Genomic DNA, 12,651 nt, shown 5'->3' with positions numbered 1-12,651 from the left:
GTTCAGTGCAAATTCGGTAATGCGGTGTCTTTAAGCAGCTGGGCAGCGGCGGCAATATCCGGCGCCAGCCAGCGGTCCTGTTCATAAGCAGGGACCACTTCGCGCAGCAAACGCCAGGCGCGGTCGGTACCGGCACCGAAGCGCTGGTCCTTGAGAAACTCGAAAGCCTGGGCCGCCAGCAGGTACTCGATGGCAAGAATCTGGGTGACGTTGACCAGCACCTGGTGCAGCTTGAGCGCGGCGTTGGTGCCCATGCTCAAGTGGTCTTCCTGCAGGCCCGAGGTGACGAAATTGTCGAGCACCGCGGGTTGCGCCAACTGGCGGTTCTGCCCGCACAAGGACGCGGCGACGTACTGCACGATCATCATCCCGGAGTTGACCCCCGGGTTGCTCACCAGGAAGGCTGGCAGGCCGCTGACATGCGGGTTGACCAGGCGGTCCAGGCGACGCTCGGCCACCGAACCGATCTCGGCCATGGCGATGGCGAGCATGTCGGCCGCCATCGCGACGGACTGCCCGTGAGGGTTGGCCTGGGACACCACGCGGTAGCTGTCTGGCGTGCCCAGCACCAGCGGGTTGTCGGTGGCGCTGTTGAGTTCGGTCTCGATCTGGCGCGTGGCGTGTTCCACCTGATCGCGGGCCGCGCCGTGAATCTGCGGGATCGAGCGAATGCTCAAGGCATCCTGGGTGCGAATACCTTTACTGCTGGCAATCACCTCACTGCCGTCGAGCAGGGCACGCAGGTTGATACCCACTTGCTGCATGCCAGGATGCGGCTTGAGAGCAATGATTTCTTCGTCAAAGGCGTCGATCTGGCCGCGCTGGGCTTCGAAGCTCATGGCACCGATCACGTCGGCCCATTGCAGCAAGTGATGTGCATCGGCCAGGGCCAGGCAGCTCAGGCCGGTCATGCACGGCGTGCCATTGACCAGGCACAGGCCGTCCTTGGCGCCGAGTACCACCGGCTGCAAACCTTCAGCCTGCAACGCGTGTTGCGCCGTGACGATCTGGCCTCGGTAGCTCACATTGCCGACGCCCAGCAGGGCCACGCCGATATGGGCCATGTGGGTCAGGTACCCCACCGAGCCTTGGGACGGCACTTGCGGGGTGATGCCGTGGTTGAGCAACGCCAGCAGCGCGTGCACCACCTGCGGATGCAGGCCGGACTTGCCATGGCTGTAGTTGATGATCGCCGCGCAGATGATCGCGCGGGTTTGCTCATCGCTGAGCACCGGGCCGACACCACAGGCATGGCTCAACAGCGTATTGCGCGACAGTTGGCTCAGTTGCTCGGTCTTGAGCGAGACGTTGCACAGCGCGCCCAGGCCGGTGTTGACACCATAGGCACGCTCGCCGCTGGTGACGATGCGCTGCACGATGGCTTGGGCATTGTCGATGCGCGCCCAGGCGTGGCCCGACAGTTCGAGCATGGCGCCGTGGCGGGCGACGGCGACCACGTCCTGCCAGCGCAGTGGGGTGTCGGCGATGATGATTGTTGTTGCCTGGGACATCGTTGACCTCTTCATAATCTCTACAGCATTGCCGGCGTCATCGCGGGCAAGCCCGGCTCCCACATTTGAACTGTGTGAACCCAATCAAATGTGGGAGCTGGCTTGCCTGCGATGGCGTCCGTCAGACCACCGCCGCCCGCCGCTGAACAAACCGGTCCACATATTCATCCGCCGGCGAATGCAGGATCTCTCGCGGCGTGCCGACCTGGATCAGCTTGCCGTCCTTGAGGATCGCAATGCGATTGCCGATGCGCACGGCCTCGTCGAGGTCGTGGGTGATGAACACGATGGTCTTGTGCAGGGTCTTTTGCAGCTCGAGCAATTGGTCTTGCATCTCGGCGCGGATCAGCGGGTCGAGGGCGCTGAAGGCTTCGTCCATCAGGATGATATCGGTGTCGGCCGCCAAGGCGCGGGCCAGGCCCACGCGCTGGCGCATACCGCCAGAAAGCTGGTGGGGATATTTGTTTTCATAGCCTTTGAGGCCCACTGTTTCGATCCAGTGCAACGCACGTTCGGCGCAGACTTGCTTGGTTTCGCCACGCACTTTCAGGCCGTAGGCAACGTTGTCGAGCACGCTCTTGTGCGGCAGCAGGCCGAAGCTCTGGAACACCATGCTGATCTTGTGCCGACGGAATTGGCGCAGGGCTTCCATGTCCAGTTGCAGGATGTCTTCGCCGTCCACCAGGATCGCGCCGCTGGTGGGGTCGATCAGGCGGTTGAAGTGGCGCACCAGGGTGGATTTGCCCGAACCCGACAAGCCCATGATCACAAAGATCTCACCGGTGCCGATGCTCAGGGACAGGTCATTGACGCCGACCACGCAACCGGTCTCGGCCAGTACCTGGTCCTTGGTCTTGCCCTGGCCGACCATGGCCAGCGCATCCTTGGCGCGTGCGCCGAAAATTTTGAAGACGTTTTTGACTTCGATTTTGCTGACAGTCGTCATTTGCTCGCCTCATGCCGTGGGCGGCCATAAGCCTGGGTAATGCGGTCGATGACCACTGCGAGAATCACGATCGCCAGCCCGGCTTCAAGGCCGCGGCCGACGTTGAGGGTCTGGATGCCGACGAGCACGTCTTCACCCAAGCCACGGGCACCGATCATCGAGGCGATCACCACCATCGACAGCGCCATCATGGTGGTCTGGTTAATCCCGGCCATGATGCTCGGCAACGCCAGCGGCAATTGCACGCCGAACAGTTGCTGCCAGCGGTTGGCGCCGAAGGCGTTGATGGCTTCCATGACTTCGCCATCGACCTGGCGAATACCCAGGTCTGTCAGGCGAATCAGCGGCGGCGCGGCGTAGATCACCGTAGCGAAAATCGCCGGGACCTTGCCCAGGCCGAACAGCATCAGCACCGGGATGAGGTACACGAAGCTGGGCATGGTTTGCATGATGTCCAGCAGCGGCATCAACACTGAACGCAGGCGATTACTGCGCGCCGAGAGGATGCCCAGGGGGATGCCGATCAACACCGAAATCACCGTGGCCACCATCATCAATGCCAGGGTTTGCATCAGCTTGTCCCACAGGCCAACCGCGCCCACCAGGAACAGCAGACCGACAATCACCGCCGTGGTCACCACCTTGCGGGTGGCGTGCCAGGCAATACCGCCGACGATGGCCAGCATCAGCCACCAGGGCGCTGCGCGCAGCAGGCCTTCCAGGTTGACGATGGCCCATAGCAGGGTGTCGGAGATGTGCCGGAACACATCGCCGTAGTGGGTGACCAGTGCGTCCACCCAACCGTTGACCCAGTCGGCGATGGAAAAGGTAAAGCTTTCAGGGAACATATCGTGCTCTCGATCCAGTGGGTTGTGGCCAGCCGCCCGGCCACCCTTGAGGGTAGCCGTGCACACTTGACCTACAAGGCCGCGTCGATTTTCTTGGCTGCGTCGTCGCTCACCCAGGCGTGCCAGACTTCAGGATGTTCCTTGAGGAATATTTTCGCCAGTTTCGGCGACTCGATCCGCTCCTTGGCCATGCGGCCCAGGTTCTGGTTCAGCAGGTCGATGGGCAGATTGACCTTTTCCAGCACGGCCACCAGTTCCGGGGCTTGCTCGTGGAAAGTCTTGGAGAGGCCGACCTTGATGCTCACGGTTTTGTCCACGCCGGGCTTTTCTTCCAGCTTGACCAGATCGACCTGGCCCATCAGCGGTGTCGGTGACCAGTAGTAGAACAGTATCGGCTCGCCACGCTTGTAGCTCGACAGCACCGCTGCATCCAGCGCCGGGCCGGTGCCCGGGCGGAAGTTGGTGTAGGTGCTTTCCAGGCCGTAGCTCTTGAGCATTTCGCTGTTGTCCAGCTCGCAAGTCCAGCCGGCCGGGCAGTTGTAGAAGCGGCCCTTGGACGGCTCTTCCTGGTCCTTGAACACCGAGGCGTACTTGGCCAGGTCGGCGATGTTTTTCAGGTCCGGCGCCTTGGCTTCCAGCTTGCGCTTGGCGTCGCCTTCGATCACATAGCGCGGCACGTACCAGCCTTCGACCGCGCCGACCACCGGAGCACCGACGCCCACGACTTTGCCGGCCTTCTCGGCTTTGTTCCAGACCTCGCTGCGACCTACCCACTCCTCGGCGAACACTTGGATGTCGTTACTGCCCAGGGCGTTTTCCATGGTGATGGAATTGCCCGGCAAGCTGTCGGTTTTGCAGTCGTAGCCTTTTTCCAGCACGGTTTGCAGGATGTCGGTGAGCAACATGCCGCTTTCCCAATTCAGGCCGGCGAATTTCACCGGTTTACCCGACTCGCACCAACCAGCCGCCTGGGCGCCGGCACTTGCCAGCACGCCAGCTGCGAACAAAGTAGCCAGCAAGGTCTTATTCATAGTCATTGTTGTGACGCTCCCAATCATGAAATGGATTACGGCAGTCAGTAGGCGTCCTGCCCTGTCCACGTCCCATCAGGCTTGTGCAGCCAGCCCGTTTGTTGTGGGTGAAGCGCCCTGCTCTTTTGGCAGGATCAGGTGATCGGGTACCGTGCCGTGCCATTTTTTTGCACACACGTAATACAGGGCCGCCGGCAGTACCAGGCCGATGATCCAGGAGATATCCACATCCCCCAGCGCGGCCACCAGGGGGCCGGTGTAGAACTTGGTAGAGATGAACGGCAACTGCACCAGCACGCCGAATACGTAGACGCTGATGCCCAGCAGGTTCCAGCGGCCGTAGCGACCGTTCGGGTCGGCCAGCGCCGGCACGTCATAACGCTCGCGGGTGATGCAGTAGTAATCCACCAGGTTGATCGCGCTCCAGGGCGTAAAGAACGCCAGCAGGAACAGGATGAACGACTTGAATGCACCGAGGAACGAATGCTGGCCGAGCAACGCGATCAGCGTGGCCGTGCCGACGATCATCAGCACAAACACCAGACGCTGCAGACGCGTGACCTCCAGACGCCCACGAAAGCCGCTGATGATAGTGGCGATGCACATGAAGCTGCCGTAGGAGTTGAGCGTCGAGATGGTGACCTTGCCGAACGCGATGCTGAAGTACAGCAACGCAGCGGTAGCCCCCGTGCCGCTCAAGCCAACGATGTACGCCACCTCGTGGCCGGCAAACTGCCCGTTGGACATGGCCGCGGCAAACACGCCGAGGACCATCGCCACTTGGGCACCGATGACCGAACCTGCGCCAGCAGCGAGAAAGGTTTTCACCGATGACGTGTGGCTCGGCAGGTAACGCGAGTAATCCGCCACGTAAGGGCCGAACGCAATCTGCCAGGAGGCCGCCAGCGACACGGCCAGCAGGAAACTGCTCCAGCTGAAGTGGCGGATCTGCAGGAGCGCGCCAACGTCGGTCTGGCTCATCAAGCGGCTGAACAGGTACACAAAGGCAACCACGCCAATCAGGCTGGCGACCCGGCCGATGAAGTGGATCACCCGGTAACCCAGCACCGTGACCAGCACGATGACACTGGCGAAGATCAGGATGCCGACGCTGTCGCTGACCCCGAACAACTGGCCCAGCGCCTGGCCCGACAGCACGGTGCCGGTGGCGGTGAAGCCCAGGTACATCAAGCACACCAACACGATCGGAATGGCCGCGCCGTACACGCCGAACTGCACCCGGCTGGAAATCATCTGCGGCAGGCCAAGCTTGGGCCCTTGCGCCGCATGCAGCGCCATGACGCCACCGCCGATCAGTTGACCGATCAGCAAGCCGATCAACGACCAGAACACATCACCGCCCAGCACCACGGCCAACGCCCCGGTGACAATCGCAGTGATCTGCAGGTTGGCACCCATCCACAGGGTGAATTGACTGAATAGACGACCATGTCTTTCCGCTTCCGGGATGTAGTCGATCGAACGTTTCTCGATCAACGGGGTGGTGTCGTTTGCAGCCATGTTGTTCAACCTCTGATGGATTGTTTTGTATGCATCTTGCTCTTCCGTGGGCGCTGGCTTGCCTGCGATAGCATCACCGCGGTCTTACTGTCAGACCGCGTCGTCTGCATCGCAGGCAAGCCAGCTCCCACAGGTACTGCGCCACCCGTTACTTGATCATCGGCAGGTTCAGGCCTTGTTCCTTGGCGCAGTCGATAGCGATCTGGTAACCCGCATCCGCATGACGCATCACCCCGGTCGCCGGGTCGTTGTGCAGCACGCGGGCAATCCGCTCGGCCGCTTCGTCAGTACCGTCGCAGACAATCACCATCCCTGAGTGCTGGGAGAAGCCCATGCCCACGCCACCACCGTGGTGCAGCGACACCCAGGTCGCGCCGCTCGCGGTATTAAGCAAGGCGTTGAGCAGCGGCCAGTCGGACACAGCATCGGAGCCGTCCTGCATGGCTTCGGTTTCGCGGTTCGGGCTGGCGACCGAGCCGGAGTCCAGGTGGTCACGGCCGATCACGACCGGCGCGGACAGCTCGCCGCTGCGCACCATTTCGTTGAACGCCAGGCCCAACTTGGCACGCTGGCCCAGGCCGACCCAGCAGATACGTGCCGGCAGACCCTGGAAGCTGATGCGCTCGCGGGCCATGTCCAGCCAGTTGTGCAGGTGGGCGTCGTCCGGGATCAGCTCTTTGACTTTGGCGTCGGTCTTGTAGATGTCCTGCGGGTCACCGGACAGCGCCGCCCAGCGGAACGGGCCGATGCCACGGCAGAACAATGGGCGGATGTAGGCCGGTACGAAACCTGGGAAGTCGAACGCGTTTTCCACGCCCTCTTCCTGGGCCATCTGGCGGATGTTGTTGCCGTAGTCGAAGGTCGGGATGCCTTGCTTCTGGAATTCGAGCATGGCTTTGACGTGGACGGCCATCGACTGCTTGGCGGCCTTGATCACGGCGGCCGGCTCGGTCTTGGCGCGAGCGCGGTATTCGTCCCAGGTCCAGCCGGCCGGCAGGTAACCGTTGAGTGGGTCGTGGGCGCTGGTCTGGTCGGTGACCATGTCCGGGCGCACGCCACGCTTGACCAGTTCCGGCAGGATCTCTGCGGCGTTGCCCAGCAGCGCGATGGAGATGGCCTTGCCTTCCTTGGTGTACTTGGCAATACGCGCCAGGGCGTCGTCGAGGTCGGTAGCCTGCTCGTCGACGTAGCGGCTGTTCAGGCGGAAGTCGATGCTGACTTGCTGGCACTCGATATTCAGCGAGCAGGCGCCGGCCAGCGTCGCGGCCAATGGCTGCGCGCCGCCCATGCCGCCGAGGCCGGCGGTGAGCACCCAACGACCGGTCAGGTTACTGTTGTAATGCTGGCGGCCGGCTTCGACGAAGGTTTCGTAGGTGCCTTGGACAATGCCTTGGCTGCCGATGTAGATCCAGCTGCCGGCAGTCATCTGGCCGTACATGGCCAGGCCCTTGGCATCCAGTTCGTTGAAATGCTCCCAACTGGCCCAGTGCGGTACCAGATTGGAGTTGGCAATCAGCACGCGCGGGGCGTTGCTGTGGGTCTTGAACACGCCGACCGGCTTACCGGATTGCACCAGCAGGGTTTCGTCGTCGTTCAGATTAGTAAGGCTCTCGACGATCTGGTCGTAGCACTCCCAGTTGCGCGCCGCGCGGCCGATACCGCCGTACACCACCAGTTCTTTGGGGTTCTCGGCCACTTGTGGGTCGAGGTTGTTCATCAGCATGCGCAGCGGCGCTTCGGTCAGCCAGCTTTTGGCGGTGAGCTTGTTACCGCGGGCGGCGCGGATTTCGACGTCACGGTATTTTGTAGGCTTGGTCACAGCTAGGACTCCTCGGCGATCGATGCGCGAACAGGGATGGTGCAAAGTCTTACGCACACATCTTTACTTGTATGTACAAGCATATGCAATCGAGCGGCCAACTTTAGCCAGGAGTGGTTGGGTTTTTTTTGCACGGGGCGTGCGAGCCTTGTAAATCAAGGCTTCAAAGCTTGATGAAATTTCTTACGGAGGTTTGTTGCAGCGCGGGGAATTTGTCACGGCAGCGAAGCTTTGCGTCACGCTGGGGCATTCGGTAACAAATTGGTGCGCGGAGTGGAAACAGATTTTGTGAACAATGCAAAAACAAAGGTGGGAGCTGGCTTGTCTGCGATAGCGGTGTGTCAGTCAGCGCATCAGCTACTGATATACCGCTATCGCAGGCAAGCCAGCTCCCACAGTTTTTAATCGCGTGCGGTCAGTTCGATGATGCAGCAGCGGCCAGTGACAGAGATATCCAGCAGGCCCGTGTTACCGTCCACTTGCAGGCAATCATGGTGGCCGAGCTTCTCGCCCAGCACCTTCACCTCATCCGCCACGCTGAACACCAGCACCGTCTGCGCGGTGCTGAAAAACTGCTGCACGCCATCCACCCACTGCAAGCGTGCGTGGTAACGCTGTGGCGAGTAGATCAGGTTGAAGTCGCGAATCGGCCCCGTGATCAAACGGCATGACACCTGGCTTTCGCCGTTGAACGCGAACGGCTGCAACGGTAACAACCCGCGCTGCTCCTCACCGTCTACGGTCAACACCATGCCGGCGCCTTTGATCACCGTAATCACGCGCTGGTAGCCGGCGAAGGTGGAAAACCCACCCGATTCGGCGATATCGGCAATCGACAAACGCCAGCCAAAACCCTCCAGGCCGGTGCCGGCGTCGCGACTGATTTCTTCGGTACTGCCGCCGCCGTTCTTCCACGGCATGCGCACGTAGTCGGCGGCGCGCCAGACGTTGATCTCACTCATTTACTGAAGCGTCCTTCGAGGCTGTGACGGGAACCGGGGTGGATCAATCGCGCCGCAGTCACCGGCTGGCGACCCGACCAGGTGCGTCGGCGAATCAACAGGCACGGCTCGCTCGGCTCGATCTGCAACAATTTGCACTCGGCGGCATCGGCGAGGATCGCCTCAACCACATGCTCGCCCTCAGTCAACGGCGCGACCTGGTTCAAATAGGCATACGGGGTTTGCTGGGTGAAGTCCTGCTGCAAGTATTCCGGCGCGACCAGGGCGTTGACGAAACGGTCTTCTATTTGCACAGGAATGTCGTTCTCGTAATGCACGATCAACGAGTGGAACACCCGCCCGCCTTCGCGCATTTCCAAGGCAACGGCGCGTTCGGAGCCGGCGGCCTCTTCGCCCAGGGTGATCACCTGGCAAGTGTGCCGATGCCCGCGGGAGGCGATTTCATCGGCGATGTTATGCACTTCAAACAGGGCTGACTGGCTTTTCGGCTCGGCAACAAACGTACCCACACCCTGCATACGCACTAGCAGGCCTTCGGCGGTCAGCTCGCGCAGGGCGCGGTTGATGGTCATGCGGCTGAAGCCCAACTGGCTGACCAGCTCGCTTTCCGACGGCACGCGGTAATGGGGCGGCCAGTTGCCGTTGAGGATCTGCTGGCTGATCATCTGTTTGACGCGGGCATACAAGGGCGCCGGACTTTCGTCCATGTGGGCAGCCAGCGAAGACTTGGCGGGCGGAGTCGGCACAGGGAATCCTTGCAGGGGAAAAAGATGCATAGATTGCCGGAGTTTACCGAGCAGGCAAACGTCTGTATATGTATATACAAATAAACACACGACCGGGGTGCCTTGATCATGTCCGCTTTCTTTGCCGAACGCGCACTGCTGCCTAATGGATGGGCCAATGATGTACGTCTTGAAGTCAGCACCGATGGCCTGCTGACAAAGGTTGAGCCCAACGCCAGTGCAGAAGGTGCGGAGCGGCTCAGGGGCCCGGTGTTGGCGGGCATGCCGAACCTGCATTCCCATGCCTTCCAGCGCGCCATGGCGGGCTTGGCCGAAGTGGCCGGCAACCCCAATGACAGCTTCTGGACCTGGCGCGACTTGATGTACCGCATGGTCGGCAAGATCAACCCCGAGCAGTTACAGATCATCGCCCGCCAGCTGTATATCGAAATGCTCAAGGCCGGCTACACCTCGGTGGCCGAGTTCCATTACGTGCACCACGATCTCAGCGGCCAGCCCTATGCCGACCGTACGGAACTGTCCCGCCAGATCAGCCAGGCGGCCGCCAGCAGCGGGATCGGCCTGACCTTGCTGCCGGTGCTCTACACCCACGCGGGCTTTGGTGGCCAAGCGCCGAATGAAGGCCAGCGACGGTTTATCAACAGCACGGAACACTACCTGGACTTGCAAGCGCGCCTGCAGCCCATTCTGGCGGCACAACCGGCGCAGCAACTGGGTCTGTGCTTCCACTCCCTGCGCGCCGTCACCCCCGAACAAATCCATACCGTGCTGGCCGCCAGTGACAAGAGCTGCCCGGTGCATATCCACATCGCCGAACAGCAAAAAGAAGTCGACGACTGCTTGGCCTGGAGCGGCAAGCGCCCGTTGCAATGGCTGTATGACAATGTCGAGGTGGATGAGCGCTGGTGCCTGGTGCACGCCACCCATGCCGATGCCGACGAAGTGACACGCATGGCCAACAGCCGAGCGATTGCCGGTTTGTGCCTGACCACGGAGGCCAACCTGGGCGATGGGATTTTTCCTGCGGTGGACTTCCTCGCCCAGGGCGGCCGCATGGGCATTGGTTCCGACAGCCATGTGTCACTGAGCGTGGTGGAAGAACTGCGTTGGCTGGAATACGGCCAGCGCCTGCGCGATCAACGGCGTAATCGGTTGTATCGCAGTGACCAACCGATGGTGGGTCGCACGCTGTTCGATGCTGCGCTGGACGGTGGCGCACAAGCGCTGGGCCAGCCGATTGGTCGACTGCAAGTGGGCAAGCGTGCGGACTGGATAGTGCTGGACGGTAGCGACCCGTACCTGGCGACGGCCAGTGAGGATGGGATTCTCAACCGCTGGCTATTTGCCGGTGGTGATCGGCAAGTGCGCGATGTACTGGTCAATGGCAAGTGGGTGGTGCGAGATGGGCATCATGCTGGCGAAGAAGACAGCAGCCGGGCATTCACCCAAGTGCTGAAGGACTTGCTGAACTAACGGCCAACCCATGACAACTGTGGGAGCTGGCTTGCCTGCGATAGCATCAACCCGGTGCAACTGATGCACCGAGGTGCCTGTATCGCAGGCAAGCCAGCTCCCACATTGGGTTGAGAGTACTCAGGATTACTGAGAGGACTTTGCCATCTGCTTGTCCGACGTACGCCAGATCAGCCGCGTGGTGTCATACCCTTGCTGTCGCGCCCTGCTCAGCAGGTCTTCGCGGGTATCGGCACTCACCGTCGGCGTGCGCGACAGGATCCACATATAGCGCCGGCTCGGGCTGCCGACGATGGCGGTCTTGTAGTCATCGCTGACATACAGCACCCAGTAGTCGCCCTTGGCAACGCCCGGCAACAGTGATGTAAACCAGTTATTGAATTCCACCCACAGCTTGTCGGTCTTGCCTGGTACCTGCGGCGTAGCCGTGCCTTTGGCCTCTTGCCACTTCCACTCAGGCGTCAGGCAGCGGTTGAACACCGACATGTCACCATCAGGCAGCAAGGTATAGCGGGCTTCGGATTGCGCACAGTTGCGCTGAAAGTACATCGGCAACCGGGCCAACTCATACCAGGTGCCCTGGTAACGCTTGAGGTTGACGTTGCTCGCAGTCTTGGGTTGCAGATCATCGCCAGAATGGCTGGCGCAGCCCGCCAAAAACAGGCTGGCGCAAAGGAACAAAACAAAACGCATCATTCTTCTTCTCCCGCAGGCTCGCGCCCCGGTTTACTTCAGGCCTTGCCCGGAAAACATCAGAACTTTGTCACCGGCGTACTGCACGCTGATAAAGCTGTTTTTATCGCCCCAGGTGCAGCTGGACATGCCCAGTGCGCCGGAACAATCGGTTGGCTTGCCCAGCAACGACTCCACCTCGGCCTTGGCCATGCCGGCTGAGAGCTTTTGGTAGTTTTCTTGGGTGACCTTGCTGCAAGCGGCTAAGAGCACGCAAAAAGCCAGCAGGGCGAGACGGCGTATAGACATGGAAAAGCTCCTGGAGAGACAAAGCAGCTGGGGTATCTGCCAGAAGCTTAGAAGGGAAAAGGGGTGTCTGGTTCCCGATGGGGGGTGCTATTTATTTTTTATGTGAACTGGCCCCTTGAACCGTGTTTTCGAGTGAAAAATCAACGCCTTTCATCAGTTGCTGTCTAGCAAAGACCAAATTAAGACTAAAATCAGTCACACCTTGAGCAGGGGTCATCCCATGAAATTTTCTTCGCAGATAAAGCCGATCAGCTACTTGAAAAGTCATACCGCCGAGATCGTCAAAACACTCACGGAAAGCCGCGAACCCCTGGTCATCACCCAAAATGGCGAAGCGAAGCTGGTGGTGATGGATGTGAAGAGTTTTGAGGAGCAGGCAGAAACCATGGCCTTGTTAAAGCTATTGGCCCTGGGCAACCGGCAGATTGAATTGGGGCAGTTTCAAGACATGGAGGACGTGTTCGCCGAGCTGGACAAGGACGACGCTCAATGACATTCAAGGTTGTGATTCTTCACTCGGCAAAACGCGACCTTAAAGATATCAAGTCATACCTCATCCGGCAGTTCTCGACATCGACCTGGCAGCAGTCCTACGACGCGATGAAACAGGCCATGCGACTGCTTGAGTCTCCCTATGCTGGCTCGATACCGCAAGAGATCGAGAAGTTGAATCTCAGCCAATATCGACAGGTTGTCTGTGGCATGAATCGGATCATCTACGAAATTCGAGACCCGATCATTTACGTCCACATCATCGCCGACACTCGGAAAAACCTGCAGGCGTTGCTGCTGAAAAACCTTATTCAATAAAAA

The 12,651-nt window shown here is 60.4% G+C and carries 13 protein-coding genes; 3 read left to right on the top strand and 10 right to left on the bottom strand.

Annotated features, from left to right (window positions below; genetic code table 11):
• Positions 1 to 2: 2 nt before the first annotated feature.
• The 8 genes from hutH to hutC form a co-directional block, all read right to left on the bottom strand.
• Entirely contained in the window at positions 3 to 1,511 is a 1,509-nt protein-coding gene (hutH, locus tag RHM69_RS23005) for a histidine ammonia-lyase (protein WP_032901817.1), read from the bottom strand.
• A gap of 121 nt (positions 1,512 to 1,632) precedes the next feature.
• Positions 1,633 to 2,457 (bottom strand): quaternary amine ABC transporter ATP-binding protein, encoded by an 825-nt coding sequence (locus RHM69_RS23000; protein WP_014716537.1) that lies wholly within the window; start codon positions 2,455 to 2,457, stop codon positions 1,633 to 1,635.
• A complete protein-coding gene (locus RHM69_RS22995) occupies positions 2,454 to 3,305 on the bottom strand; it encodes an ABC transporter permease (protein ID WP_014716536.1) in 852 nt (283 codons plus the stop codon). The genes RHM69_RS23000 and RHM69_RS22995 overlap by 4 nt, the downstream gene beginning before the upstream one ends.
• A gap of 71 nt (positions 3,306 to 3,376) precedes the next feature.
• Positions 3,377 to 4,342, bottom strand: a complete 966-nt coding sequence (locus tag RHM69_RS22990; RefSeq protein WP_014716535.1) for an ABC transporter substrate-binding protein — start codon at positions 4,340 to 4,342, stop codon at positions 3,377 to 3,379.
• Positions 4,343 to 4,411: 69 nt separating this feature from the next.
• Positions 4,412 to 5,857 carry a purine-cytosine permease family protein gene (locus tag RHM69_RS22985; protein WP_014716534.1) on the bottom strand — a complete coding sequence of 482 codons (1,446 nt, stop codon included), beginning with the start codon at positions 5,855 to 5,857 and terminating at the stop codon, positions 4,412 to 4,414.
• Between the two features lie 148 nt (positions 5,858 to 6,005).
• A complete protein-coding gene (hutU, locus tag RHM69_RS22980) occupies positions 6,006 to 7,676 on the bottom strand; it encodes a urocanate hydratase (protein ID WP_102666464.1) in 1,671 nt (556 codons plus the stop codon).
• Between the two features lie 401 nt (positions 7,677 to 8,077).
• Positions 8,078 to 8,638: a HutD family protein gene (locus tag RHM69_RS22975; protein ID WP_014716532.1), complete on the bottom strand. Its 561-nt coding sequence runs from the start codon at positions 8,636 to 8,638 to the stop codon at positions 8,078 to 8,080.
• Positions 8,635 to 9,345 (bottom strand): histidine utilization repressor, encoded by a 711-nt coding sequence (gene hutC / locus RHM69_RS22970; protein WP_224796965.1) that lies wholly within the window; start codon positions 9,343 to 9,345, stop codon positions 8,635 to 8,637. The genes RHM69_RS22975 and hutC overlap by 4 nt, the downstream gene beginning before the upstream one ends.
• A 147-nt stretch (positions 9,346 to 9,492) precedes the next feature.
• Between hutC and RHM69_RS22965 the strand changes: the two genes are divergently transcribed.
• Positions 9,493 to 10,857, top strand: coding sequence for a formimidoylglutamate deiminase (locus RHM69_RS22965; protein WP_032901814.1), 1,365 nt, complete (start codon positions 9,493 to 9,495; stop codon positions 10,855 to 10,857).
• Positions 10,858 to 10,983: 126 nt separating this feature from the next.
• On the opposite strand, the gene RHM69_RS22960 is transcribed toward RHM69_RS22965, so the two are convergent.
• Positions 10,984 to 11,553 carry a lipocalin family protein gene (locus tag RHM69_RS22960; protein ID WP_014716529.1) on the bottom strand — a complete coding sequence of 190 codons (570 nt, stop codon included), beginning with the start codon at positions 11,551 to 11,553 and terminating at the stop codon, positions 10,984 to 10,986.
• Between the two features lie 30 nt (positions 11,554 to 11,583).
• Complete coding sequence (locus RHM69_RS22955) at positions 11,584 to 11,838, bottom strand: hypothetical protein (protein WP_003187823.1); 255 nt, start codon at positions 11,836 to 11,838, stop codon at positions 11,584 to 11,586.
• Between the two features lie 220 nt (positions 11,839 to 12,058).
• Between RHM69_RS22955 and RHM69_RS22950 the strand changes: the two genes are divergently transcribed.
• Complete coding sequence (locus RHM69_RS22950) at positions 12,059 to 12,331, top strand: type II toxin-antitoxin system Phd/YefM family antitoxin (RefSeq protein WP_003171142.1); 273 nt, start codon at positions 12,059 to 12,061, stop codon at positions 12,329 to 12,331.
• Complete coding sequence (locus tag RHM69_RS22945) at positions 12,328 to 12,648, top strand: type II toxin-antitoxin system RelE/ParE family toxin (protein WP_060767885.1); 321 nt, start codon at positions 12,328 to 12,330, stop codon at positions 12,646 to 12,648. Before RHM69_RS22950 ends, RHM69_RS22945 begins: the two co-directional genes overlap by 4 nt.
• Positions 12,649 to 12,651 lie beyond the last annotated feature (3 nt).

Origin of the sequence: Pseudomonas sp. CCI1.1 (genome assembly GCF_034348165.1) — a bacterium.
Taxonomy (GTDB): Bacteria; Pseudomonadota; Gammaproteobacteria; order Pseudomonadales; family Pseudomonadaceae; genus Aquipseudomonas; species Aquipseudomonas paracarnis.
Note: the sequence above shows the minus strand (reverse complement) of the source record. Positions and strands in the feature narration are given on the sequence as shown.

What these genes read in the sequence shown, in the direction of transcription:
- RHM69_RS22965 (WP_032901814.1), top strand. Translation starts at nt 9,493, where the DNA reads ATGTCCGCTTTCTTTGCCGAACGCGCACTGCTGCCTAATGGATGGGCC.
- RHM69_RS22960 (WP_014716529.1), bottom strand. Translation starts at nt 11,553, where the DNA reads ATGATGCGTTTTGTTTTGTTCCTTTGCGCCAGCCTGTTTTTGGCGGGC.
- RHM69_RS22990 (WP_014716535.1), bottom strand. Translation starts at nt 4,342, where the DNA reads ATGACTATGAATAAGACCTTGCTGGCTACTTTGTTCGCAGCTGGCGTG.
- RHM69_RS22985 (WP_014716534.1), bottom strand. Translation starts at nt 5,857, where the DNA reads ATGGCTGCAAACGACACCACCCCGTTGATCGAGAAACGTTCGATCGAC.
- hutC (WP_224796965.1), bottom strand. Translation starts at nt 9,345, where the DNA reads ATGGACGAAAGTCCGGCGCCCTTGTATGCCCGCGTCAAACAGATGATC.
- RHM69_RS22945 (WP_060767885.1), top strand. Translation starts at nt 12,328, where the DNA reads ATGACATTCAAGGTTGTGATTCTTCACTCGGCAAAACGCGACCTTAAA.
- hutH (WP_032901817.1), bottom strand. Translation starts at nt 1,511, where the DNA reads ATGTCCCAGGCAACAACAATCATCATCGCCGACACCCCACTGCGCTGG.
- RHM69_RS22950 (WP_003171142.1), top strand. Translation starts at nt 12,059, where the DNA reads ATGAAATTTTCTTCGCAGATAAAGCCGATCAGCTACTTGAAAAGTCAT.
- RHM69_RS22975 (WP_014716532.1), bottom strand. Translation starts at nt 8,638, where the DNA reads ATGAGTGAGATCAACGTCTGGCGCGCCGCCGACTACGTGCGCATGCCG.
- RHM69_RS22955 (WP_003187823.1), bottom strand. Translation starts at nt 11,838, where the DNA reads ATGTCTATACGCCGTCTCGCCCTGCTGGCTTTTTGCGTGCTCTTAGCC.
- RHM69_RS23000 (WP_014716537.1), bottom strand. Translation starts at nt 2,457, where the DNA reads ATGACGACTGTCAGCAAAATCGAAGTCAAAAACGTCTTCAAAATTTTC.
- RHM69_RS22995 (WP_014716536.1), bottom strand. Translation starts at nt 3,305, where the DNA reads ATGTTCCCTGAAAGCTTTACCTTTTCCATCGCCGACTGGGTCAACGGT.